Source organism: Psychrilyobacter sp. (assembly GCF_049671765.1).
In the GTDB taxonomy this organism is placed as follows: domain Bacteria; phylum Fusobacteriota; class Fusobacteriia; order Fusobacteriales; family Fusobacteriaceae; genus Psychrilyobacter.
Map to the genome: position 1 here is coordinate 1 of NZ_JBATVM010000286.1, position 25,592 is coordinate 25,592.

The 25,592-nt window shown below is 28.6% G+C and carries 21 protein-coding genes; 11 read left to right on the top strand and 10 right to left on the bottom strand.

Annotated features, from left to right (window positions below):
• Positions 1-650: hypothetical protein (locus WBG30_RS13490; protein ID WP_424505177.1), on the top strand; the 650-nt coding region annotated here is incomplete at its 5' end.
• A gap of 87 nt (positions 651-737) precedes the next feature.
• On the opposite strand, the gene WBG30_RS13495 is transcribed toward WBG30_RS13490, so the two are convergent.
• The 9 genes from WBG30_RS13495 to citC form a co-directional block, all read right to left on the bottom strand.
• Positions 738-1,292, bottom strand: a complete 555-nt coding sequence (locus tag WBG30_RS13495; RefSeq protein ID WP_424505178.1) for a 5-formyltetrahydrofolate cyclo-ligase — start codon at positions 1,290-1,292, stop codon at positions 738-740.
• Positions 1,285-1,869, bottom strand: coding sequence for a uracil-DNA glycosylase (locus tag WBG30_RS13500; protein ID WP_424505179.1), 585 nt, complete (start codon positions 1,867-1,869; stop codon positions 1,285-1,287). Before WBG30_RS13500 ends, WBG30_RS13495 begins: the two co-directional genes overlap by 8 nt.
• Positions 1,870-2,035: 166 nt before the next feature.
• Entirely contained in the window at positions 2,036-2,812 is a 777-nt protein-coding gene (locus tag WBG30_RS13505; RefSeq protein WP_424505180.1) for an MBL fold metallo-hydrolase, read from the bottom strand.
• A 147-nt stretch (positions 2,813-2,959) separates the two neighbouring features.
• Entirely contained in the window at positions 2,960-3,166 is a 207-nt protein-coding gene (locus WBG30_RS13510) for a hypothetical protein (RefSeq protein WP_424505181.1), read from the bottom strand.
• A gap of 140 nt (positions 3,167-3,306) precedes the next feature.
• Complete coding sequence (locus WBG30_RS13515) at positions 3,307-3,807, bottom strand: flavodoxin (protein WP_424505182.1); 501 nt, start codon at positions 3,805-3,807, stop codon at positions 3,307-3,309.
• Between the two features lie 16 nt (positions 3,808-3,823).
• Entirely contained in the window at positions 3,824-4,531 is a 708-nt protein-coding gene (locus tag WBG30_RS13520; protein ID WP_424505183.1) for a tRNA threonylcarbamoyladenosine dehydratase, read from the bottom strand.
• 367 nt (positions 4,532-4,898) lie between these two features.
• Entirely contained in the window at positions 4,899-5,744 is an 846-nt protein-coding gene (gene citG, locus WBG30_RS13525) for a triphosphoribosyl-dephospho-CoA synthase CitG (RefSeq protein WP_424505184.1), read from the bottom strand.
• Between the two features lie 46 nt (positions 5,745-5,790).
• Complete coding sequence (gene citX, locus WBG30_RS13530) at positions 5,791-6,312, bottom strand: citrate lyase holo-[acyl-carrier protein] synthase (RefSeq protein WP_424505185.1); 522 nt, start codon at positions 6,310-6,312, stop codon at positions 5,791-5,793.
• 5 nt (positions 6,313-6,317) lie between these two features.
• A complete protein-coding gene (gene citC / locus WBG30_RS13535) occupies positions 6,318-7,373 on the bottom strand; it encodes a [citrate (pro-3S)-lyase] ligase (RefSeq protein WP_424505186.1) in 1,056 nt (351 codons plus the stop codon).
• Between the two features lie 240 nt (positions 7,374-7,613).
• On the opposite strand from citC, the gene WBG30_RS13540 reads away from it, so the two are divergent.
• The 9 genes from WBG30_RS13540 to accC all read left to right on the top strand — a co-directional run bounded on the left by WBG30_RS13540 (position 7,614) and on the right by accC (position 22,915).
• Positions 7,614-9,536, top strand: coding sequence for a putative bifunctional diguanylate cyclase/phosphodiesterase (locus WBG30_RS13540; protein ID WP_424505187.1), 1,923 nt, complete (start codon positions 7,614-7,616; stop codon positions 9,534-9,536).
• A gap of 72 nt (positions 9,537-9,608) precedes the next feature.
• Positions 9,609-13,550: a response regulator gene (locus WBG30_RS13545; RefSeq protein WP_424505188.1), complete on the top strand. Its 3,942-nt coding sequence runs from the start codon at positions 9,609-9,611 to the stop codon at positions 13,548-13,550.
• Between the two features lie 3 nt (positions 13,551-13,553).
• The gene (locus tag WBG30_RS13550) at positions 13,554-14,393 is read left to right on the top strand and encodes a CheR family methyltransferase (protein WP_424505189.1); all 840 of its coding nucleotides are present in this window, start codon (positions 13,554-13,556) and stop codon (positions 14,391-14,393) included.
• A 1-nt stretch (position 14,394) separates the two neighbouring features.
• Entirely contained in the window at positions 14,395-14,661 is a 267-nt protein-coding gene (locus WBG30_RS13555) for a chemotaxis protein CheB (protein WP_424505190.1), read from the top strand.
• Positions 14,662-14,759: 98 nt separating this feature from the next.
• Complete coding sequence (locus WBG30_RS13560; protein ID WP_424505191.1) at positions 14,760-15,734, top strand: diguanylate cyclase; 975 nt, start codon at positions 14,760-14,762, stop codon at positions 15,732-15,734.
• A gap of 312 nt (positions 15,735-16,046) precedes the next feature.
• The gene (locus tag WBG30_RS13565) at positions 16,047-17,444 is read left to right on the top strand and encodes an NAD(P)/FAD-dependent oxidoreductase (RefSeq protein WP_424505192.1); all 1,398 of its coding nucleotides are present in this window, start codon (positions 16,047-16,049) and stop codon (positions 17,442-17,444) included.
• Between the two features lie 184 nt (positions 17,445-17,628).
• Positions 17,629-21,045 (top strand): DNA polymerase III subunit alpha, encoded by a 3,417-nt coding sequence (locus WBG30_RS13570; RefSeq protein WP_424505193.1) that lies wholly within the window; start codon positions 17,629-17,631, stop codon positions 21,043-21,045.
• A 77-nt stretch (positions 21,046-21,122) separates the two neighbouring features.
• Positions 21,123-21,545 (top strand): acetyl-CoA carboxylase biotin carboxyl carrier protein, encoded by a 423-nt coding sequence (locus WBG30_RS13575; protein ID WP_424505194.1) that lies wholly within the window; start codon positions 21,123-21,125, stop codon positions 21,543-21,545.
• A gap of 14 nt (positions 21,546-21,559) precedes the next feature.
• Complete coding sequence (gene accC, locus WBG30_RS13580; RefSeq protein ID WP_424505195.1) at positions 21,560-22,915, top strand: acetyl-CoA carboxylase biotin carboxylase subunit; 1,356 nt, start codon at positions 21,560-21,562, stop codon at positions 22,913-22,915.
• 166 nt (positions 22,916-23,081) lie between these two features.
• On the opposite strand, the gene WBG30_RS13585 is transcribed toward accC, so the two are convergent.
• Complete coding sequence (locus tag WBG30_RS13585) at positions 23,082-23,345, bottom strand: co-chaperone GroES (RefSeq protein WP_424505196.1); 264 nt, start codon at positions 23,343-23,345, stop codon at positions 23,082-23,084.
• 686 nt (positions 23,346-24,031) lie between these two features.
• On the opposite strand from WBG30_RS13585, the gene ilvB reads away from it, so the two are divergent.
• A partial coding sequence (gene ilvB / locus WBG30_RS13590) for a biosynthetic-type acetolactate synthase large subunit (RefSeq protein ID WP_424505197.1) occupies positions 24,032-25,592 on the top strand: 1,561 nt, incomplete at its 3' end.

Sequence of the window (25,592 nt, forward strand, 5' to 3'; positions counted from 1 at the left end):
ATCAAAAGACAAAATCACTCTATATGGGGGATTGGATAATTGCTTATCCTAAAATTATAATTTTGAAGCCTAAAGGTAAAAAGATAGTAAGGATGGCTGCTAGACTTCCCAAGGGGTTGGGAGATGGTGAATATAGAAGTGAATTAGTATTTGAAGAACAACCTATTCAAAGTTATAATAATAAAGATAAAGATAGTGAAAGGTTAAGTGGAGGAGTTACGGTACTTCATACATTGATATCTACAGTATATGGATATAATGGGGAATTAGAATATAATGGAAATTTTGGAGATTTCAAACTTATTACTGATGAAAAGAAAACTTATTTTGCATCTGAAATAACAAATATTGGAACGACAGCCTTGGATTCTTTTTACAGGATAACCTATTACGATAATAATATGGAAAAATTAAAAACTGAAGATATAGCTTTAAATAAAATCATGAGGGAAAATTATAAAAATTTTATTTTAGAATTAAAAAAAATTTCTAAAAAAAGTACAAGTATGAAAATAGAGTATTATTGTAAAATTGAGAGTGATAAACAAAAGGAAACTGAGGAATATAAAATAGGAGAAAAAATTATTCCTAGAGAAATAATGAGTCTGGACGAATATAAAAAGGGAATGTATAAAAAAACAAAAAAGTAAAAAAATAAAAGAACAAAATGAAAGTTAGTAAAAAACCTCAAGGGTATCCTTGAGGTTTTTTAGTCTTTTATAAACCAAAAGACTATTTTAATCAAGAGTCTTTTTTAGAGATATTCCTAATAAAAAATCTACTTGTTTATCGTGTGCTTCCCATGGAACATTTTCATATAATTGAAATTCATAGTGAGGAGCTACGATGAGATTAGAGTAATTTTCTAAAAATTTATCGTAATATCCCTTTCCAAAACCAACACGATTACCCTTTAGATCAAAGGCTACTCCTGGGATGATAATTAGATCTATTTTTTCTATATCTATATAAGTACCATTGATTTCTTTAATTTTAAAGAGGTTATTATCATTAAATTTTTTAGAATCATCGTAAATTACTCCTACTAATCCTCCGTCTTCTAGTATTTTGGGAAGGATCAAGGTTTTTTCATTTTTTAAAATATGGTTATTTATAAAGGTAGTATTGATTTCTCCTCCAAAATCCATATAAGACATAACAACTTTAGCTTCTCTATAGATAGGAGAATTTATAAGGATATTAAAAATATCTTCGGAATATTTTTTTATGAATTCTTTTGAGAGTGTTTTCCTTTTTTTTAAGATCTCAGATCTTATTTGTTTTTTATCCATTTATTTCTTCCATACTTTTTTTTATTTCTTCCATGTCTTTCCAAGTTAGCCATTTTGGGCTGCCTTTTTTCTTATCACTATTTCTGATCAAAAAATTAGGATCATAGATAGGATTTACTATAATTCCACCATCCCAATCATAAGTTTTACCACGGATTTCAGAAATTTTTAATGTTTGATCTCTTAGCAAAAATCGGCTGACTTCTTGACCTAGAGTAACTATCATTTTAGGATTTAAAAGAGCAATTTGCATATCTAAAACATCTGAATATGTCTTTTTTTCCTCTTTAGAGAGATCTTTTAGTCTCAAATTACATTTTACAATATTGGTAAGATAAAATTCCTCAGGGGGTAATTCGACTAATTCATATAGATTTTTAAAGAATGCACCGGTACTATTAGGAGCTGTTCTTAGATTTTCATCCTCAAAAAGATTAGGATCATCTCCTATAATTAAAAGATTACAATTCCTGTTTCCTCCTCCTAACAATACTTTATTATCTTTTTCATTTTTTTTAAAAACTTTACAGGTATTTATCTCAAAATTGAGTTCTTCCCACAAATTATTAATTTTCATATTCTCCTCCTATCTTTTTTTCTCAAATAAAAAATTAAATGATATAAAACAGAGCTTCACAGAGACTTAGTTTAGAACTTCAATTAAATGACTTTTCTCTGGGTATCTCTGTGCCAAAGTTTTTATTTTTTTAGATATTATTCTATATCTTTTATCCACTTGTATTTTATTTTTTAGATTTATATATTGGGGTAACAGTGTTTTGCCTCACAATCTCAAGATCTATATTTATATCATTTTTTATTAGTTCAAATTCCACAGTATTATAAGCTAGGTCATAGCAATTACTGTCGTTACTCACATGGACTAAATAAACTTTTTCTAAATCTTTATGATATAACTCCGTCAAAAATTTGGCAGTATCCTCATTACATAGATGTCCATTTCGCCCCTTAACACGAGATTTAAGGTCCCAAGGATAATCACAACTCATAAGCATATTGTAATCGTAGTTAGCTTCAATGATGGCGATTTGAGAGCCTTTAAACTGCTCTCGGACAATATTGGTTATATGTCCTATGTCAGTAGCTAAAGTAAGTTTCTTTTCCATATATTCTACAGAGAACCCTATAGTTCTTTCAGCATCATGCATAACATCAAATGGAGTGATTAAGACAGTGTCTAAATAAAATTTACCATCTATAAAATTTATATTAGAAGAATTTATTTTCCCTAATTTATGCTTACAGGCATGGTAACTTTCTTCGGTGATATAGATGGGCAAGTTATATTTTCTAGAAATAATTCCTGCTCCTAAAATATGATCTCCATGTTCGTGAGTTATTAGAAGCGCCTTAATATCATTGATATCTTCTCCTATAACCTCTAATTTTTCTTTTATTTTTTTCCCACTAAACCCAGCATCGATCAAAATTTTAATATTATCTATCTCGATAAAAATAGAGTTTCCAGAACTTCCGCTTCCTAGTATTGATACTTTCATAAATTTCCTTTCAAATTAAGTTATACAGCAATTATTTTATTTTTTCAAATTGATAGTTTTATATTTATTAGATTATATTATATCATAAATTTGAAATAAAAAAAGGCGACTTATAGTCGCCAAAAATTTATATAATTATTACTTTAGTTATCTATAGTTTAAGATAGAATTAGAGTTTAAAGATCTTTCTAAAGATAAAAAAGTTTTATCTAAATCCCTAGTATTAATTTTTATAATTTTGTCATTCAGTTCAAAAAGTATTGTATAGATGTTGTTAATCCTAGTTATACCACAAACAATAGAGATAGTATCAAACTCAAATACCCATTTATTTTTCCTTGATGAAACTTTCATAAAAACTCCTCCTAGCTATCTTTATTTATATATATAGATTATAACTTTATAACCTTAGTTTGTCAATAAAAATTATCTATAAATTGAGATAAGTTGTTGAATTAAAAAAAGGAGAATATTTATTCTCCTAATTAATATTTTTATCTAAATCCATTTTTTATAACTTCAAGCCAATCATAGATCCTATCAGGAGTCATATCATCTTGATTTTCTTCGTCTAAAACTAACCCCATAAATTTACCTTCAATAATAGCATCACATTCTTCAAAATGGTATCCATCTGTAGAAGTTAACCCAATAATCTTTCCACCGTTTTTAATGATGATCTTGTATAAAATTTCTAAAGCTCCTACAAAGGATTCTCCAAATGTAGTTTGACTTCCTAAACCTACAAGGGCTAAAGTTTTCCCATTGAGATCAATTTTTTTAAAGTCTTCTATAACTGCCTCCCAATGAGCTTCTAATTCACCAAACCCATAACTAGGTGTAACTAAGATTAGGTTTTCAAATTCTTTTATTTTCTCAATTCCATTAGCTACATCAAATATTTCAACTTCATCTCTCAGATTAAAATCAAATTCATCAACTATACCAGTAGTTCTTCCTCCGGTAGTCCCATAAAATAATCCTATTTTATTCATCTATATCAACTCCTATTTAACTTTTTATTAGATCTTTAATTACTTCTCCAGCTATAATGAGCCCTGCTACTGAAGGAACAAAGGAGACGCTTCCTACATTGGCAGCTTTTTCTCTAGAATTATTTGGATTGTTAGGTTTTGTAGCAATTTCTGTAGAAAAAACTGTTTTAACTCTGTTTATTCTTCTTTTTTTTAGCTCTTTTCTTATAGTACGAGCCAAAGGACAGACACTAGTTTTACTGATGTCTGCAATTTTTATAGTTGTCGGGTCTAATTTGTTTCCAAATCCCATAGAAGAGATTATAGGGATATCTCTATCTTTACTAATCTTAATTAAAGCTAATTTAGCAGAAATAGTATCTATGGCATCTACAATATAATCATATTTTATATTATCAAATAAAGTTTTTACATTATCAGGTGTAACCCTTAAATTATGGACATTAACTATAGTATTAGGGTTTATATCCAAGATCCGGGTTTTAAATAACTTTGTTTTTTCTTCTCCAATAGAGCTATGCGTAGCTATAATTTGTCGATTTAAATTAGTAATATCTACAGTATCGAAATCAACTAAAGTTATTGTTCCGAGACCTGCACGACTGAGTGATTCCACAGTAAATCCTCCTACACCACCTAATCCAAAGATGATTACGGAAGAATTTATTAATTTTTGTGTATTTTCTCCTCCAATGAGGAGAGATTGCCTATTAAATTGTTTCATTTTTCTTTCTCCTTTTAAACCTATTTTAGTCAGATATAAAATAATTATTTAGATTATAAATAATTATATAATATTTGATTTTTTTAATCAAGAATTAAAAAAGAAATATAACCATATATATAGTTAATAAAAAATAATGTGATATTAGATACATACAAATATAATTTTAAAAAAATAAAAAACCCATACTAAAAGTATGGGTTTTTATTTTGAGTTCACTATATACAATAATTTTACTAGGGAAGAAAAATATTGTGTGAGTCAAATAAGAAATAAGATTATTACTAGGGAAAGAATAGTTATTTCTTACAAGTATTATATTAAATTTTTTTAACAATTGCAACTTAAATTTATTTTTTTTTATTTTTTAGAAAAAATATTCTTTTAGTTTACTAAGGAAAACGGTCAAAGCCAATAAATCTGCACATCCTCCAGGACTTATACAGTTTTCTTCGTTGTGAGAATTTAAATTATTAATTTCTAAAAGGTTACTTAAATTATTAAAACCTCCTGAATTTATTAAAAATTTAGATTTTTTTTGTAAATTTAAAAGGGTATCGTAGTCATGCCTGTGGAGGATAGTAGTATCTTTACACTGGCTCATAATACCTAAAAGTGCTTGAACTAAACGGTTATTTTGTCCTAATTTTTTATCCGAATCATAGAGGTTCAAAGCATAGTCAAAAACTATTGGAAATCCTATCTCTGCTTCTCCACGAACTCCGCTAATACCATATTCTAAAAAAATTTTTTCACCATGAGTAAGATTGGTTTTAGTACTGAGGTTTTTAAGCTCACTTTCTACTATACCAGTAGTCATATTTTTTATTAGCTTAGAGATCTCATTAAAATCTTTGCTATCATGTAAAATTTTACTACTAGCAGTTATTCCTAAGCCTAAAACAAAAATCATTCCTTTATGAGTGTTAATACCTTCTGTTTTAATAAACATAGCTTTTTCGGCTTTTTCACCGATGTCTCTGACATTGGCAAAAATTTTATCAAGAGGATCTTTGGAATATCCAGCAGAAGCCATCTCTAAAAAATATCTATTTAGGGCAGTGGTACTATCTATAAAGGTGAAATAATCCATATCTGAATGACTTCCAGAAGATATAGGAGAAACTAAACCAAAGGAGGGAAAACAAGAAACTTCATAGATCATAGCTTCAGTAGCGAATTCACCTAATTTAAATATTATGTCATTATACATTTTTTTGCTCCTTTTATTATTCTAGTCTAGACGCTTTGTTTTATATTTATTTATATCTACTTGAATGGTTTTCTATTGAATTCTTATAATCATAAACTTTAAATTCTATAAACTTCAAAATTTCCTCTAAGCTATGTTTTCTACTTCTTACGCAATTATGAGCTAGGTCGCAACAAATAAAGCATTTTCTCGGGAAATATCCTAGTTCTGTTCGACTCAAAGTATGATTATTCAGATCTAATATATCAATATCGACCAACCTCCCTAAGGGATGGATAGTCTCTATATTCACTGTCATTTTTTTTAATTCAGTAGGAAAATTATCAATACTTAAAAGGTAAACAACTCCCTCAAAGGAATCTATTATTTTTATATTAGTCGGAGAAATATTAGATAAAATTGTTTTAGATATTGTTTTTATAATATATTTGGTTATTTTATTATTTTTATTTGTTCCCGGATAATTAGCACGTATTACAAGGAGAGGTAGGTTAAATTTTTTAATTAATTCTTCTTGTAAATAAGCTCGATTTTCTCTAGCATCTAAAATATTCATTGGATTTATCATAATAGTTAATGGGGAGTATTAGAATTTATAATTTTCTTGATTACTTCCTTACCCTCCTCTGATTTTAAATAATTTATTGTTACTGGTGGAATAAATTCTGATAGGTGGTCTAAAGCTTCTCTGCCCTCTTTTTTTATGAGATTTCTAACTTTAGAAGCACTTATGTAATTGTTTGGAGTAGATATCCACTTTCTAGGGATGATATCTACTTCTACTCCATGATTTTCTAAGATTCCTACTAGTGCTTCATTATAACTTTTTGTAACAGGACAGTATGGCTCTTCTCCAAGCATTCTTTTGGTTATATTAAATTGTTTACAGAAATATTTTGAAAAAATAGTAGCGTCTAACTTTGTGTATGCGCTTAAAATCTTAGTTTCTTCCCTTAAAAAATATGAAGGAAAGGTAGCTGAGGATATTATATATTTCCCACCAGGAATGACTGTGACATTTTTTAAATCTGCTACTCCGTTTTTTGTCATCTGATATCTGTCTTCAAATGGAAAAAGTGATTTATCTTCTTCAACTATAAAGACGAGAACTTCCTTAGAATTTAAACTAGCTTTTTCAATGAGGTATCGATGTCCTAGAGTGAATGGGTTACAATTCATAACAAGTGCTGTTTTAGGAGTAGAATTATCGATATTATATAACTTTTTAATGGCAGCCAAGCTTTTATGGATATCATTAAATCCATATTCTAATAATGTAACCTCTTCTACACTGGCTAAAACCTTGTAAGCCAAAGATTTAAAAGTAGTTTCATAAATAGGCTTTGTAAAGATAAAGGAGTGGAAAATTCCCTCTTGAAATAATCTGTCTTGGATAGCTTTAATCAGAAGGTTAGTAATTCCTTCACCTTGTACCGATTGATTTACAGCAAATCCTTTTAGAATATCTTTGGATTTTGAGCAAGAAGCAATAATTTTATTATTATCTCTGATGACAACAGTGTAATCAATATCTTTTTCATAATCTAATTGAAATGTAGATAGAAAAGACCTAACTTCATTAACTTCTTCTACATTGGTTAGATGTAATTTTTCGACAATATAATTCATAATAAAAAAACTCCCTTTTATTTTATAATTTAATATACCATAGAACAAATAAAGTGTAAATAAGGGAATAAATGTTTGAAAATAGAATAGAAAAACAAAAAAATTAATTAATTTTCTTTAATAAAACAAATTTTAATTGCAAAACTTAGAAATAAAATATATATTTAATATTAAGAAAATAATACAGGTATAATAATCAAGAACTTTAACTTACGGATTATTTCAAACAAAGGAGGGTAGATGAAGATTAAGCAGAATGTAAAAATATTTATACTACTAACAATAGGAATATTCATCTATGGATACTTAGGCTATTCGCATTTGAAAGATAAGGAGCTACAAGAAATAAATTATAACCTTTATAGGGCAGCAAAGAATATACCTTATTATTTAGGAGATGATTACACATTTAAAAATATGGATAAAAATTCCCATACCCATGAAAAAATTTTAGAAGCAACAGAAATTTTAAATGAGATGTCAAGAGCAAATAAAGTCGACTATCTATACACAATAATAGATGAAAAAAATATGCCAACTTATACAGCTATTGGAGGGAATGTTAAAAAATACATAGACAAGGTAAAAAATAGAGATTCAACAGGACTTTACTGGATAGATTTTCAAGCCTTAGAAGATGATTCTATCGGAGAAACTATAGATATATTGAAAAATAAAACTATTCATTATATAGACAGCACAGATAAAGGTGGAGGGTATAGGTCTGTATATCTAGTTTTAAAATCTAAAGATAAAAGAAAATATATTGCTGGTGCAGATATAAAGATGAAAAATTTAAATTTAAGAATTTTGAAAAAATTTACTTATATAATATTAAATGGCGTTTTAATAATCCTCCTAGTTCTTTTACTAATATCTACTACAAGAAGAATACTTAGCCAGAAAGAAAAAATTAGTGAAGAACTCTATCTAAAATCTAATTTTGATAACCTTACAGGAGTATTGAAAAGGGAAAGAGGTATGAAAGAATTAAATGAATTGATAAATTATAATAATACTAACAAAATGAATAAAAATATATATTTTGGGTTATTTGATATAGTTGATTTAACCTATATTAATAATGAATTTGGTATGGAAATAGGGGATAAGGCAATAATTTCTTTAGTTTGTATACTAAGGGAAACTTTTAGAACTAGTGATAAAATCATAAGACTAAATGGAGATCAATTTTTAGTAGTAATAGAAAGTTCTCTTGATTCAAAAGAAATAATGAATTTAGAAGAAAGGTTTTTAGAAAAATTAGAAAAATTTAATAAAATTAAAGAGAATGAATATAAGATATTTATTTGTAAAGTTTTTAATGAATACAAGAAAGATTTATCTATAAAAACTGCTATGAAAACTTTATTTGATCAACTTGATTTTGAAAAAACACAGGGAGATGGAGTGTTTTATCTCCTTGGAAATGATATAAAAAAAGGAATAGAAAATGAAGAGTTTAAAATTTATTACCAACCGAAAGTGAATGTAAGAACTAAACAGGTTGAATTTGAAGCTCTTATGAGGTGGTTCCATCCTGAAAAAGGAGAGATTTCTCCAGGGATATTTATACCAATAGCAGAAAAAACTTCTTTAATTATAGATCTTACGGACTTTTTGATAGAACAAGTAAAAAAAGATATAGTAAAGTTAAAAACTTCTGTATCACTTAATATATCTCCTATTCACTTTAATAAAAAATATTTTTCAAAGGAAATAATTACTAAGCATGGAACTTTGAAAGGAATAAATTTTGAACTTACTGAGGGTGCATTTATAGATGATATCGACAAATCAATTGAAAAAATAAACGACTTAAAAAAAATAGGAATTAATTTTTTTATAGATGATTTTGGAACTGGATATTCTTCCCTTTCATATTTATCAAAGTTACCAGTAACTACATTAAAGATCGATCGTTCATTTGTAATTAATATGTTTGAATGTACTGAAAATATGAAAATCATAAAAACTATCATAGAATTAGGTAAGAGTTTGAATTTAGAGGTCATAGTAGAAGGAACAGAAACGATAGAAGAAATAAATATGTTAAAGGAGATGGGAGTAGAACTTTTTCAAGGGTATTATTATGGTAAACCAGAAGAGTTAGGGAAAGTAATAAAAAAAATAGATGAAAAAGAATATATAAAAAAAATCTAAAATAAAAAAATGGGGATCCCCCATTTTTTTGTTTTGATAATTGATTGTGTACAAAATCAGGGGGTACTTTAATTGAGAAAACACAGATCTGTAAAAATAAAGAGTTTTATATGGGCCTTTAGTATAATATTATTTATAGGAACAATAATAATTATAAACTCATATAAGCATAGTAGAGATTTAGAGGTTGAAGGAGTAATAGTAAAATTAGAAGATGAAGTAAATATAAATATTTTAAAAATTCAGCAAAAGATAGATCATACAGCAGAGATCAATCGAGGATTTTCTGATATTTTAATGTCAATTAGAGATAATGATATTATAGATAATAAAAGACAAAATTTTGAAAAAATCATAGAACAAAGTATGATTAAGCGACCTAATATAATTGGTTATAATATTATTATAGAACCGAATATGTTTGATGGGAAAGATTCGAATTATCTCAATAATAAAAAATATTCTGAAAACGGACAATATATTTCGTATTTCACAATAAAAGAGGGGAAAGCAAATATAAGAACTATTAATAATCCCTTTAATTATGATTTTTATTTGAAAGCTAAAAAAATAAGGAATACAGTTATTTCAAAACCTTATAATTCTATTGTGAATGGAAAAAATAAAAAAATAATTACAATAGCAAAGTCCCTATATGATAAAAATAATTTTGTAGGAGTTGTGGGAATAGATATTTCAATAGAATATTTTGAAAAGTTGATTTCTGAGTTTGTTAATACAAATGGAAATTTAGTTTTATTAGATGATAAAGGACAGATTATCTCTAGTAATTTTAATTCTGATTTGAATGGTAATGACATTTATAAAATGAGATTAGAAATAACTTCTATCACTGATGAACTAAAGATGAAAAAAATAATTTCAAGGGAAAATAGAGATAGATATGAGGTGATTTCAAAGATAGAAATTCCTCAAGTAAGTACTAATTGGTATATATATTTTTTTACTGATTTAAAAGTATTAACAAATAAAACTGTAAAAACAACACATAAAAATATTGTAGCAGGAATAATAATGTTGATTATAACATTGGGTTTATTATGGGTTGCAATTAATAAAATCACTTTGCCAATAATTGATTTTGTAAAGAAATTGAAAAATTTTGATTTTGACAAATTAGATGTAAAATTGGATATCAAAAAAAATTCATCTACTGAATTTATTGAGTTATCTAATGGATACACTTCTCTTATAAATAAATTGAAAGAAAATTTAGAGGAAAGAAAACGTAGAGATTGGGTTCAAAAAGGACAGATGGATATAAATCATATTTCTCAGACAAACACTGATTTGCAAAATTTACTTAGTCAGTTAATTTCCTTGGTCACTAAAAAGATCAATGGGCAGGTAGGGGTAGTATATTTGCTAAATGAGCAACTAAACGAAAAAGAATACAAATTAGCTGCTAGTTATGCATTTAAGAAAAAAAAAGGATTGCTAAGTAGTTTTAAATTAGGTGAAAGTTTGGTGGGTCAGGCAGCTTTAGAAAAAGATATAATAATAGTTTCAGATATTCCAGAAGATTATATATCAATAAATTCAGGAGTAGGGAGTACTTCTCCTACTAATATTGTAGTTATACCGTGTAACTATCAAAATAAAGTTGTAGCAGTTTTAGAAATTGCTTCAACATCTGAATTTTCTGATCTTGTAATCGAATTTTTAGAATTAGCTAAAATAAGTATAGGAATTGCAATTAATAATATTTTAAATTTTGAAACTGTAGAAAAATTATTAGTTGCTGCAAACGAATATAGTGAAAAACTGCAGGTACAACAAGAAGAATTAAGAGTTACAAATGAAGAACTAGAAACACAGTCAAATATATTAAAAGATTCTCAGGCAGAACTAGAAAGTCAGCAGGAAGAATTAAGGGTTATAAATGAAGAATTAGAAGAGAATACAGATATGCTCGAGGTACAAAAGAAAGATTTAGAAAATAAAAATAATGAACTCAATATAAGTCAGAAAGAATTAGAAGAAAAAGCTAAAGATTTAGTTTTATCAAACAAATATAAATCTGAATTTCTTGCAAATATGAGTCATGAGCTTAGAACACCTTTAAATAGTATATTGATACTTTCAGAATTGTTAGGGGAAAAAGATTCAAGTCTAAGCGAAAGGCAAAGGGAGTTTGCAAAGATTATCAATACATCAGGAAGTGATTTATTAAAATTAATCAATGATATTTTAGATCTATCCAAGGTTGAAGCCGGAAAAATGGAAATCAATATTTCAAAGATGAATATAGAAGATTTTAAAAGTGAGATGCTTGGGATATTTGAACAAATATCTATTAAGAAAAATTTGGGGTTTTCAATTGAAATTTCAGAAAAATGCCCTAAAGTTATAGCAACTGATGAAATTAAAGTTAAACAAATTATTAAAAATTTAATATCTAATGCTTTTAAATTTACAAAACAGGGGAATATTGATTTAAATATAAAAGAATACGATAATAAAATTAAATTTGAAGTAAGCGATACTGGTGTTGGAATTTCAGAGAATAAAATTAAAAGTATTTTTGATGCTTTTCAACAGGAAGATGGTACTATAAGTCGAGAATTTGGAGGGACAGGACTGGGGCTTTCGATCTCTATGGGATATGCTAAATTATTAGGAGGAATATTAGGGGTTGAAAGTGTCAAAGAAACAGGCAGTAAATTTATTTTAACCTTACCAATGAAAAATGATATTTCTGACTTAGAAATAGAAAAAACAAATACTATAAAGACTGTATCCTATGAAGTTATAGAAGAAATTAGTAAAGAGGAAGAGGAAAAAATATTTAAAAATCCGTTTGAAATTCCTTATGTGCTAGATGATAGAAATGACATTAATTGCAGTGATAAAGTGTTACTGATTATTGATGATGATCCAAATTTTACAAAAATAATAATGGATATTAGTAGAACAAAAAACTTTAAAGTGATTGTTGCCGAAACTGGAGAAATAGGATTATATCTTGCGGATTATTATATGCCTACAGGAATTATATTAGATATAGGGTTGCCAAAAATTGATGGATTAGAAGTTCTAGAAAGACTAAAAAGTAATAAAAGAACAAAGGATATTCCAATTAATATTATTAGTGGTGGAGAATATGAAAAAAGTATGTTTGAAAAAGATGTAGAGTTTTTTAAAAAACCTGTAAGCAAAGCTCAAATTGAAAATATATTAGAGAGAGCAGAATTAGGTGGAAATAAAATTAATAAAATCTTAGTAGTAGAAGACAATAGGATACAAAATGATGCTCTTACAGAATTAATAAAGCACGATTATAAAGATATCGAAATTTTATCTAGTAGATCAGGAGAAAAGGCGTTAGAAATTATGAGTAAAAATAATATAGATTTATTGATATTAGATTTAGGGTTGTTAGATTACAATGATTTTGAGTTTATAGAAAGATTAAAAGAAGACAGCAATCTCTCTGATATCCCCATAATAGTTTATACAGGTAAAGAAATTTGTATAAATGAAGAAAAAAAATTAAGAAAGGAAGTTGAAAATATTATTATTAAGGGAGATAGATCTAGTCAAAGATTATTAGATGAAATAAAATTATTTGTTCATAATGTAAAAATGCATAAAAATGTTGAGATAAGTAATGACGATGAAATATTTAAAGATAAAACAATATTAGTTGTAGACGATGATATGCGGAATGTATTTGCATTATCGAGTATTTTAGAGATGAATGGGATCCATGTAGAAATAGCAAATGATGGAATGGAATCACTAAAAAAACTGAAAGAAATGAAAAAGGTTGATTTAGTTTTAATGGATATTATGATGCCAGTTATGGATGGATATGAAGCTATAAGAGAGATAAGAAAAATAAATAATTTTAAAGATTTATCTATCGTTGCTTTGACAGCAAAGGCCATGAAAGGCGATAGAAATATATGTCTTGAAGCTGGAGCTAATGAATATCTTTCTAAGCCAATTGATAAAAATAAATTACTGTCTTTACTTAGGGTATGGTTATAAATTATGAATGAAATAGAATTGTTAGAAATAGAAAATTTAGAATTAAAACTATTAATTGAAGCTATTTATTTAAGGTATGGTTATGATTTTAAAAATTATACAAAGAGTCATTTAAAAAGAAGGATCTTAAGAAGAGTTAAATTAGATAATTTGAAAAATATAACTCAACTAACAGAAAGAGTGCTCTATGATAGAAAGGTATTGAAACAAATATTATTAGACCTATCTATAAATGTAACAGAGATGTTTAGGTTTCCTAAATTTTTTAAGGATTTACGAGAAGATGTTATACCACTTTTAAAGACATATCCATCTATAAATATATGGCATGCAGGTTGTTCTACTGGTGAAGAAGTAGTTTCCATGGCAATTTTATTAAAGGAAGAAGGGTTACTAAATAGGGTAAATATATACGCAACAGATATAAATGAACAGGTGATAGATGTTGCAAAAGAAGGAATATATGCAATAGAAGATGTAAAAAAATGGACAAAAAACTATCAAGAAGCAGGAGGAAAGAACTCTTTTTCAGACTATTATATTGCAAAATATGATCATGCTATATTTGATCAAAATTTATTGAAAAATGTAACATTTTTAGAGCATAATTTGGTGATTGATAAGACTTTTATTGACGCTAATTTAATTATTTGTAGAAATGTCTTGATATATTTTAATGAAAAATTACAAAATCAAGTTCTAGAACTTTTTGAAGAAAGCTTGGTACCTGGTGGAATTATTGGGATTGGATCTAAAGAAAGTTTAAAATTTACTAGTGTTAATGAAAAATTTGAAAATATTAATTCTACTACAAAAATTTACAAAAAAAAGATAGGGTGTTAATATGAAATATAAAGCTATTGTAATAGGAACTTCTGCAGGTGGAGTAGAAGCACTGAAAATTGTATTAAAAGATATAGAATCGACTATAGAATTCCCCATAATTATTGTTATCCACATTAAAGAAAGAACAGATCGATTTTCAAAGGTATATAAAGGATTAAATTGGCTTATAATTAAAGAGGTTGAGGATAAAGAAGAAATAAAAAATGGAGTTATTTACTTTGCTCCTTCAAATTATCATTTATCTATTCGAAGAAGCTTATTTTGATACAATGCCCTTATCAGCGTTAAAATGTCTTTTGACATGTAAACTTATGAATTTAAATTCGATTAATAGGTACATAAAAAAATTAGGAGGGAAGAATTGTGAGTAACTATAGTACTAATATACTTATTGTAGATGACACTAAGGCAAATTTGATTTCATTAGAAGCAATTTTAGAAGGTGACAATTTAAAGATAATAACTGCTTATAATGGAAATGATGCTCTAAAAATATTATTGAAAAGAAAAATTGATATTGTCCTTTTAGATATTCAAATGCCTGGGATGAATGGATTTGAAGTCGCTGAATTGATGAGAGCTAATAACAAAACAAAGGATATTCCAATTATTTTTATTACAGCTATCAATAAAGAGGAAGAACATATTTTTAAAGGATATGAATTAGGAGCAGTTGACTATCTGTATAAACCAATAAGCAATGAAATTTTAAAAAGTAAGGTCAAAGTATTTGTGAAATTAAATGAACAAACTAAAATAATTGAAGAAAAAACAAGAGCATTAGAAGAAAAAATAATACAACTAGAAATAGTAGAAAAAAGACTTAATCATCTTGTAAGAATTGATGAATTAACTGGTGTTCTCAATAGAAGAGCTTTTGAGGAGATCTTTAATTTAAAGTGGGAAAGAACTATTAAAAGCAAAGAATATTTTTCGGCTTTGATGATTGATATAGATAACTTTAAAAACTTTAACGATACGTATGGTCATCTTAAAGGAGATGAATGTCTAAAAGATGTTGCAAAAGTAATTGAAAAAACCCTAAAAAGAGTAACCGATAAAGTTGCACGATTAGGTGGAGAAGAGTTTGTAGTATTATTACCAGAAACTGATTCTAAAGGAGCAAAAATAATCGCAGAGGAAATAAGGAAAAATATAGAAGGATTAGAAATATTGAATAAAGGGATTGATACATCGGACTTTGTAACTGTAAGTATAGGTGTATCTAGTGTTGTGCCTACAAAATTTATTGAAAAAAGAGAGATTATAGATTACGCTGATAAGGCATTATATGTTGCTAAAAAGAATGGGAAAAATATGACTTACCTATACAGATAAAAATTATATATAAAGAATATGATATTTTAATTGAATAAGTTTGTATTGATCAATCTATTGGAGTCTCTTAGGGAGAAAAAAATCTTGTAGAAAGATGTAAAAAATGATAAAATATTCACTGGTTAAAAAATAAGAAAAGTTTAGGAGAAAAAATGAAGAGCAAAGTATTAGATTTGGACTATATAGGTTTGAATAATCTCATGGTAAAAGATGAGATGAATACTTGTAACTTTGAAAACATAAAATTTAATCTAAGTGTATACTAATATAACTGTATATATTTAGATTTTTTTAATTTTTAGGAGGTATAAAATGAAATATGATATTATATTTGCTGGTGGAGGACAGGCTAGTATCTTTGGAGCATATGAAGCTATCCATAAAAATCAAAATCTTAAGATATTAGTAATAGATAAGGGCCAAATGTTGGATAAAAGAATATGTCCTAAAGAAAAGTTAGGGAAATGTGTGAAATGTCCTACTTGTGCTATTATTTATGGTGTTAGTGGAGCAGGAGCTTATTCTGATTCAAAGTTTAATATGGATTACAGAGTTGGAGGAGACGTACATACTATAACAAGTAAAACTTTAGTCAATGAGACTATCCAGTATGTTGCAGATATCTATAAGGGTTTTGGATTTGATGATGAACCTACAGGATTAGTTTATAATGATGAAATGGAATTAATAAAAAGAAGATGTATTGAAAATGATATTCAATTAGTGGATACTCCTACTATGCACTTAGGAACTGATGGATCGAGAGAATTATATTCTAAATTAATAAAAACTCTTTTAGAAAAAGGTGTAGAATTTAACTCGAATTCAGATTTTAAAGATTTAATAATAGAAAATGGAAAGGTAAAAGGAGCGGTTATTGAAACTAAAGAAGGAAAAGAAACTTTTTATAGTGATAATATTATAACTGCTTTGGGAAGAAGTGGAGCTAAGCAAATGATGCAAATGTGCCAAAGACATGGAATAGGATATACTGCAGGATCAGTAGATATAGGTGTACGGGTAGAAATTCCTGATGTAGTAATGAAGACTATCAATAAAAACTTCTATGAAGCAAAAATGGTATTTTATACTAAAAAATACAATGATAAAATGAGAACTTTCTGTAGTAATCCAAGTGGATTTATAGCTGTAGAAAAACATAGTGACAGTATTATGCTAGCTAATGGCCATGCATACAAAAATAAAAAATCAACAAATACAAACTTAGCATTGTTATGTACTAAATCATTTACCGAACCGTTTAATCAGCCTTTTGAATATGCGGCTTCTATTGCTAAAATGTCAACTATGTTAACAGGTGGAAAGGTATTGTGCCAATCATATGGAGATCTTAAAGCAGGTAGAAGATCTACAGAGGAAAGGTTATCTAGATTGAATATAGAGCCTACAACGGAAGATTATGTTGCAGGAGATATATCTTTAGCTTGTCCAAAGAGGATTTTAGATAATATAATGGAATTTATAGAGGTGCATGATAAGGTAACTCCTGGATTTGCATCTAACGATTTATTATTATACTTTCCAGAGATAAAGTTTAGAAGTACAAGGATGACTATAGGCTCAAATATGGAAACTACTGTAAATGGACTTTATTCAGTAGGAGATAGTTCAGGTTATGGAAGTGGACTAAATATTGCTGCAGTAATGGGAATATTAGCAGTAAGAGATATTTTACAGAAAATAAAATAAAAAATTAACTCTTCTACAATTTAGAGAAATCTAGTTTTGTAGGAGGTTTTTTTTATGGATAAAAAAATAAGTATTCCTTATAAAAAAATGTGATAAAATAGTATTAGAAAAGATAATAAAAAATAAATACTCAATAATGTAAATTAAAAAGAAATAATCATTAACAGCAGAATGGGAGGGACCTATGAAAAATAAATTTGTACACTTACACCTACATACAGAATATAGCCTCCTAGATGGAGTTGGTAAGATAGATGAATATTTAGATCGAGCACTGGAACTAAAGATGGATGCTATGGCAATTACAGATCATGGAAATATGTTCGGGGCCATAGAATTTTATAAGAAAGCTAGAAAAAGAGGAATAAAACCAATTTTAGGAATGGAAGCTTATATAAGTTTGGGTTCTATAGAAGAAAAGGAAAAAACAACCTACCATTTGGTACTTTTAGCTAAAAATGAAATAGGTTATAAAAATCTTATGAAACTATCGTCTATAGGGTACTTAGATGGATTTTATTATAAACCTAGGATAGATAAAACTATTTTAAAAAAATATAGTGAAGGACTCATAGGATTATCAGCTTGTATGCAAGGGGAGGTAGCTCGCAGTATCAGGGATGAAAAAACTAATGAGGAGTTAAAGGACATAATAGATTCTTATATAGATATATTTGGGAAAGAAGATTTTTATATAGAGTTACAGGATAATGGAATTCCTGAGCAGTATCCACTTAATGACAAATTATATAAATTAGCAAGGGAATATGATCTACAAGTAGTTGGGACAAACGATGTTCACTACGCTCATTATGGTCAGCATGGATTACAGGATGTACTAATCTGTATACAGACAGGAAGCAAGATAGATGATGAAAAGAGAATGAGAATCCATACTGACGAACTATTTATGAAAAGTAGGGAGCAATTAACAGGAAAATTAGGGAGATATGAAGGCGCTTTAGAAAATACAGTAAAGATAGCTGAAAAATGTAACTTAGAGATAGAATTTGGTAAATTTAAATTTCCTGAATATGCCGTCGGAAAAGAATTTAAAGGTGTACATGAATATCTGAGAAAATTAGTTTATGATGGTTTGGATAAAAGATATCCAAATGGAGTAGAGGAAAATGTCATAGAGAGAGTAGAATATGAATTAGAGATCATAAGTAAGATGGAATATGAGGAGTATTTTGTTGTTGTTTGGGATTTTATAGACTACGCTAAAAAACAAAACATACCTATAGGTCCTGGGAGGGGATCTGCTGCTGGTAGTATGGTAGCTTATACTCTTGGGATAACAGAGTTAGATCCTATAAAGTATAACCTTATATTTGAAAGATTTCTCAACCCTGAACGGATATCTATGCCAGATATAGATATAGATATATGTCAGGAAAGGCGACATGAACTGATAGAATATGTAGGACGAAAATATGGTAAAGACAGGGTAGCTCAGATAATTACTTTTGGTACTATGAAAGCTAGAGCTGCCATAAGGGATGTGGGGAGAGCTTTAAATATACCTTTATATAAAGTTGATAAGTTGGCAAAATTAATTCCTCAGTTTTACACAATAGATAGAGCTATAAGGGATATATCAGAGTTTAAAAGGGCCTATGATACAGATAATGACGCTAAAAAAATAATAGATATATCAAAAGGACTAGAAAATAAAGTTAGACACGCTTCTGTCCATGCAGCTGGGGTAGTCATAACTAAAAATCCTTTGACTGATGATGTACCATTATATTCTGATTCTAAAGGTGAGCAAATTTGTACCCAGTATCAGATGAAGGAATTAGAAGATTTAGGGTTATTAAAGATGGATTTCTTGGGATTACGGAATCTAACTATACTTCAAAGAACTACTGATTATATAAAAAGTGGATTAGGAGTAGAAATAGAACTTAGTGATGTTCCATTAGACGCACCATTAGTATATGATGCGCTCCAAAGGGGAGATACTTTAGGAATATTTCAACTGGAATCTAGAGGGGTTAGAAAATTATTAAAGAAATTAAAACCAAATAATTTTGATGATGTTATTGCGGTTTTAGCTTTATACCGTCCGGGGCCTCTAGGATCTGGAATGGTAGATGACTATATAGATGTAAAAAATGGATTGAAGGATGCTAAATATCCTCATGAAAGTTTGGAAGATGTGTTAAAAGAAACCTATGGAGTAATATTGTATCAAGAGCAGGTAATGAAAATAGCCTCTATTATGGCAAATTATTCTTTAGGAGAAGCTGACCTTCTTCGTCGTGCCATGGGAAAGAAGATAGCAGAACTTATGGAAGAAAATAGATTAACCTTTATTGAAAGATCGGTTAAAAATGGTTATGAGAAAAAAATAGCAGAAGATGTATTCTATCTCATAGATAAATTTGCTGGATATGGATTTAACAAGTCTCATTCGGCAGCGTATGGTCTTATAGCTTATTGGACGGCATACTTCAAAGAATATTATCCAAAGTATTACTACGCAGCTCTTATGACCTCTGAACGTGGTAATAACGATAGACTAGCAATCTATATAGATGATGCAAAAAGTCATGGGATAGATGTAGGTTTACCCGATATAAATAAAGTTAGTAATAAATTTATAGTAGATGAAAATAAGATAAGATTTGGGATGTCTGCCATAAAGAACTTAGGGGAAGGAATAATAGAAAAACTAATTAAAAATATAGAAGAGTTTGGGATGTATAAAACTTTTGAAGATTTTGTTATTCGAACTAAGAAGATAGGGATGAATAAAAAAGCCTTGGAAGCACTGGTATTATCAGGAACATTAGATAGCCTTCCAGGAAATAGAAGGGAGAAATATAGTTGTATAGAAAAATCTTTGGTATATGCAGCCCGTGTAGCTAAGGAAGACGAGATACAGCAGATGAACTTATTTGGAGAAGCCCGTGCAACTATAGAGAGCTTTACCATGGGAGCTATGGAAGAATATAAAATAGAAAATATCTTAAAAGGTGAAAAAGAATACCTTGGATTCTATTTTACTGGTCATCCACTAGATAAATATAATGAATTATTAAACGTCTATGAATTGGATAAATTATCAGAATTAAAAATTGATAAACCCCATCATGTAAGAACTTGTGGAATAATTAGTGAGATAAAAAATATAATAACGAAAAAAAATAAACAGATGATGGCGGTATTTACTCTTGAAGATCGCTTTGGGACAGTTAGCTGTACTGTATTTCCCAATGATTTTCAAAGGTTATCAAACTATCTTGTAGAAGGAAGTGCTGTATATTTAGAAGGAAGTGTACAACTTGATTTTTTTGGTGGAAATGAAGAGAAAAAAATAATTATTAGAGAATTAAAATATTTAGAAGATATAGTAGAAGTGCCTAGTTTTAAAGTATATATATTAGTAGATGAAGAAACTAAGATAAAGTTACCAAAATTAAAGCAGACATTATTGAATCATAGAGGAAAGCATAAGGTCTATATTGCACTCCGAGAAAAAGACGGAAATAGAGTAGTAGAGTTAGGTGAAAAATATAAAGTACAACCAAGTTCAGGTTTTATTCATCAAGTAGGAGAACTCTTGGGAATTGATAAAATGAAGATTAAATAACGGGTGTTTTTTTCTTGAAAGAAGATATTATATGTGTTAAAATTTAGGGCGACTAAAAGAGATTATGGGGAGGCAAGATGAAAAACGATATGAATACTATCAATGAGATAATAAAAGTAATAGGTGAGTCACAACTTACAGAGATATCTATAGAGGAAAAAGACTTTAAACTTTTTATAAAGAAGCCTAAGTTAGTATTAGGAGGAAATGTAGAAGAGATAGAAGAAATAGAAGAGGTAGAAGAAGAAATAGCTGTGGGAGAGCAAGTAAAGGAGATAATATCTGAAAGTGTAGGAAGATTTCATTATATAAGCAAAGACGAAAAACCTATGATTGAAGTAGGTATGACTGTAGAAAAAGGTCAAAAAATTGGTTATGTAGAAGCAATAGGAATTAAAACCGATATAGAAAGTGAATTTGATGGGGTAATAAAAGAAATTTTAGTAAAAAATGGAGAGGTTGCCGAATACGGAAAGGTATTGGTTAAAATAGGAGAATAATTAGGAGGAAAAAGATGTTTAAGAAGATATTAATCGCTAACCGTGGGGAGATAGCAGTTAGAATAATTAGAGCAGCAAAAGAATTAGAAATAAAGACGGTTGCTGTTTATTCGTTAGCAGATAAAGATAGCTTACATGTAACTTTAGCAGATGAGGCAATCTGTATAGGACCTGCAATGAGTACTGAATCATATTTAAAAATACCAAATATAATCGCAGCAGCAGAGGTTACAGGAGCAGAAGCTATTCATCCAGGATATGGATTTTTAGCTGAAAATGCTGAATTTGCAAAGATTTGTAAAAAACATGGAATAGTATTTATAGGACCTAGTCCAGAGTGTATAAATAACATGGGAGATAAAGCTACAGCCCGTGCTACAGCTGTAGCAAATGGAGTGCCTCTTACTAATGGAACAGGGATAATCCATAAGATGGAAGATGCTAGAGAGGTAGTTCATGAGAAGATAGGATATCCAGTAATGATAAAAGCCACTGCTGGTGGTGGTGGAAAAGGAATGAGAATAGCTAGAGATGACGATGAGTTTGCTGTGAATTTTATAGCTGCTCAAAATGAAGCCGATGCAGCATTTGGAAATCCAGATTGTTATGTGGAAAAATATGTAGAAAACCCAAGACATATAGAGTTTCAAATTGTAGGAGATAAATTTGGAAATGTAGTTCATTTAGGAGAAAGAGACTGTTCTATTCAAAGAAGACATCAAAAATTAGTTGAGGAAGCGCCATCTGCTACTCTGCCAGAAGATGTAAGAATAAAAATGGGAGAAGCAGCAGTAAAATTAGCTAAGGCTATAAATTATGATTCTGTTGGAACTTTAGAATTTTTAGTAGATGTAAATAATGATTTTTTCTTTATGGAGATGAATACAAGGGTACAAGTTGAACATACTATTACTGAAGCTATCACTGGTTTTGATATAATTAAAGCTCAAATAATAGTGGCATCAGGTCATGAGCTACATGTAAAACAATCAGATATAGAGCTTCATGGTCATTCTATTGAGTGTAGAATAAATGCAGAGGATCCAGAAAATGGATTTATGCCTTCAGCAGGAACGCTGGAAAAGTATATTGTTCCAGGTGGAATAGGAGTAAGAGTAGACTCTCATTCATACCAAGGTTATAGTATCCCTCCATACTATGATTCTATGATCGGAAAATTAATAGTTCACGGAATAGATAGAGAAGAAGCTATTATCAGAATGAAGAGAGCACTAGAAGAATATAAAATAGAAGGAGTAGAAACTACTATTAAATTCCATGAAAAAGTATTAGAAAATGAAGAATTTAAAAGTGGAAATTATACAACTAATTTTATAGAGAAAAATTTTCCTGAATATTTAAAGGGATAAAAATTTAAAAAGGAGGATTATATTCTCCTTTTTATCAAGCTAAGAAAAAAATCTAACTGCTTTGTAGTTAGATTTTTTTTTAAATATTAATCTTTGAATGAACCATCTAAAACATTGGTCTCTCTAAGGGGTATTTTCTTTGATAATTATTTTAATAGATATTTCATCATTTTATTATAGCTAAAATTTCCTCCACCTCTAAGATAAGAAATGTCTTATCTGAATTAGAAATTATTACCCCAGAATGAGGTTTGAAAAACACTTTATCTCCTAAATTAACTTTATCCTTAATATTTCCCAGTGCAACAACTATTCCCGTATTAGAAGATTTGGCCTCTCCAGAACTAGGCAAGATAATACCGCTAAAAGTTTTTTCTTCGATTTTTAAAGGTTCTACTAATATTCGATTTCCAATTGGTTTAATATTCATAAATCAACTCCATATATAATTTTTAATATTTCATATTATACACTAAAATAAAAAATATTATACCTACAATTTCATCTATATTCTTCACTAAATTTCACAATTACTATATACTAATATAATAATTTAAGAGATAAAAAAATAAAAAAATAAAAAAATAAAAAATTTTTATTTTTTTAGTGAACTTAATAAGGAGAAGGGTTTTATTGGTGTTTTTTAAATCAGTATTAAAGTTTTTTATTTTTATACAAAAAAAAATTGACAGAAAAAAAAAAAACTGGTATTATTTTTCTTAATTACAAAAGAGGAGGAAGAGAATATGATTTTAACTAATGTTTTATCTATAAATTTATTATTATTGTTGCTAGTCTTATTGCTGCTAGTCTTATTGGGCTTAAACCATAATCAATTGAATAGATTTAAAAATAATATTAGAAAAATTATATGCTTTTAAAGTAAAAAATTCTATTTTAGAATAATAAAAAGAATATAACTTGTGGGTGGTAGCTAGTATTATTAGCTGCTTTTTTTATAAAGATAAATAAATTTAGAAGGGTGTAAAAACTTCTTTTTAGATTAAGCAGCTATAATCATAGCTGCTTTTTTTATAACTTAAAATGGAGATATAAAATATAGGGGGACTTGATACAAGTGAAAAATAATATTAGAAAATTATTGGGGGGAGGTTAATGAGAGAGATAAGCGGAGCAGAAATAATTTTAGAAGTTTTACAAGAATATAATTTGAATACGGTATTTGGATATCCAGGAGGGTCAGTACTTCCTATCTATGATGCTCTTCATTCTTATAAAGAAAAAATAAATCACGTTTTAACTAGACATGAGCAAGGGGCAACTCATGCAGCTGATGGGTATGCTAGATCTAGTGGGAAAACAGGAATTTGTATAGTTACTTCAGGACCTGGAGCAGCCAATACTGTTTCTGGATTAATGACAGCGTATATGGACTCTACACCAATGATTGTTATTACAGGGCAGGTATCTAGTGTGAACATAGGGACAGATGCTTTTCAAGAGTTAGATATAACTGGGGTAACAGATTCTATTACAAAGCATAACTATCTTGTACGTTCAATAGAGGAATTACCTGATTTATTGAGAGAAGCAATTTATTTAACAAAAAATGGGAGGCCAGGACCAGTACTTATAGATATCCCAATGGATATTCAGATGAGTAAAATGAATTATGAAAATTTTAAAAATGGTTACAGCAATGAATATAAGTTGGCTTTAGACGATAAATATATCTATGAAAAGCCTCAAAAAAAGAAAACTGATGAATTTATAGAGATGATTAAAAAAAGTAAAAGGCCAATAATTTTAGCTGGAAATGGAGTGATGAAGTCAGATTCTTCTAAACAACTTAGAGAATTTTCTAAAAAATTTGACATACCAATAACAACAACTCTTTTGGGCTTAGGAATCCTTCCAGCAGAAGACAAATATAATCTTCATATGTTGGGGATGCATGGGACAGCTTATGCAAATTATGCTGTTGATGAAGCCGATCTTGTAATAGCTCTAGGGATGAGATTTGATAACAGAGTAACTGGGAAAATAGATAGATTTTGTAAAGATGCAAAGATAATTCATGTGGATATAGATGATGCAGAAATAGATAAAAATAAACATGCCGATCTTCATATAGTTGGAGATGTAAATTTAGTCTTAGAAGCACTTTTAAAATATAAAGAAGAGAGGAAAAATGAAACTTGGATGAGTAGGATAACGGAATTAAAAAATAAACATCCACTGGACAGGAATTTTTCTCCAGATTATATATCGCCACAATATCTTATTTCTAAAATAAGTGAATTGACTGAAGGAAAAGCGATTATATGTACAGATGTTGGCCAGCATCAGATGTGGGTTGCACAATATTATAATTTTAATAGAACCAATAGTATTATAACTTCAGGTGGGGCAGGGACCATGGGATTTGGAGTGCCAGCAGCGATAGGTGTAAAATTGGCTAACCCTGATAGAGAGGTTGTAGCTATAGTAGGAGATGGAGGATTTCAAATGAATTCCCAAGAACTTATGACTATTTCTGAATATAATTTGGATATAAAAATAATTATTGTAAATAATTCATTTCTAGGGATGGTAAAACAATTACAAGACGTTTTTTATGAAAAAAGACATTCCTTTGTAAAGTTAGAAAAAAATCCTGATTTTGTAATGCTCGGTCGAGCATATGGGATAAATTCTAACGCTGCAGAAACTCCTA

What these genes read in the sequence shown, in the direction of transcription:
- WBG30_RS13495 (WP_424505178.1), bottom strand. Translation starts at nt 1,292, where the DNA reads ATGGATAAAAAACAAATAAGATCTGAGATCTTAAAAAAAAGGAAAACA.
- WBG30_RS13500 (WP_424505179.1), bottom strand. Translation starts at nt 1,869, where the DNA reads ATGAAAATTAATAATTTGTGGGAAGAACTCAATTTTGAGATAAATACC.
- WBG30_RS13505 (WP_424505180.1), bottom strand. Translation starts at nt 2,812, where the DNA reads ATGAAAGTATCAATACTAGGAAGCGGAAGTTCTGGAAACTCTATTTTT.
- WBG30_RS13510 (WP_424505181.1), bottom strand. Translation starts at nt 3,166, where the DNA reads ATGAAAGTTTCATCAAGGAAAAATAAATGGGTATTTGAGTTTGATACT.
- WBG30_RS13515 (WP_424505182.1), bottom strand. Translation starts at nt 3,807, where the DNA reads ATGAATAAAATAGGATTATTTTATGGGACTACCGGAGGAAGAACTACT.
- WBG30_RS13520 (WP_424505183.1), bottom strand. Translation starts at nt 4,531, where the DNA reads ATGAAACAATTTAATAGGCAATCTCTCCTCATTGGAGGAGAAAATACA.
- citG (WP_424505184.1), bottom strand. Translation starts at nt 5,744, where the DNA reads ATGTATAATGACATAATATTTAAATTAGGTGAATTCGCTACTGAAGCT.
- citX (WP_424505185.1), bottom strand. Translation starts at nt 6,312, where the DNA reads ATGATAAATCCAATGAATATTTTAGATGCTAGAGAAAATCGAGCTTAT.
- citC (WP_424505186.1), bottom strand. Translation starts at nt 7,373, where the DNA reads ATGAATTATATTGTCGAAAAATTACATCTAACCAATGTAGAAGAAGTT.
- WBG30_RS13540 (WP_424505187.1), top strand. Translation starts at nt 7,614, where the DNA reads ATGAAGATTAAGCAGAATGTAAAAATATTTATACTACTAACAATAGGA.
- WBG30_RS13550 (WP_424505189.1), top strand. Translation starts at nt 13,554, where the DNA reads ATGAATGAAATAGAATTGTTAGAAATAGAAAATTTAGAATTAAAACTA.
- WBG30_RS13555 (WP_424505190.1), top strand. Translation starts at nt 14,395, where the DNA reads ATGAAATATAAAGCTATTGTAATAGGAACTTCTGCAGGTGGAGTAGAA.
- WBG30_RS13565 (WP_424505192.1), top strand. Translation starts at nt 16,047, where the DNA reads ATGAAATATGATATTATATTTGCTGGTGGAGGACAGGCTAGTATCTTT.
- WBG30_RS13570 (WP_424505193.1), top strand. Translation starts at nt 17,629, where the DNA reads ATGAAAAATAAATTTGTACACTTACACCTACATACAGAATATAGCCTC.
- WBG30_RS13575 (WP_424505194.1), top strand. Translation starts at nt 21,123, where the DNA reads ATGAAAAACGATATGAATACTATCAATGAGATAATAAAAGTAATAGGT.
- accC (WP_424505195.1), top strand. Translation starts at nt 21,560, where the DNA reads ATGTTTAAGAAGATATTAATCGCTAACCGTGGGGAGATAGCAGTTAGA.
- WBG30_RS13585 (WP_424505196.1), bottom strand. Translation starts at nt 23,345, where the DNA reads ATGAATATTAAACCAATTGGAAATCGAATATTAGTAGAACCTTTAAAA.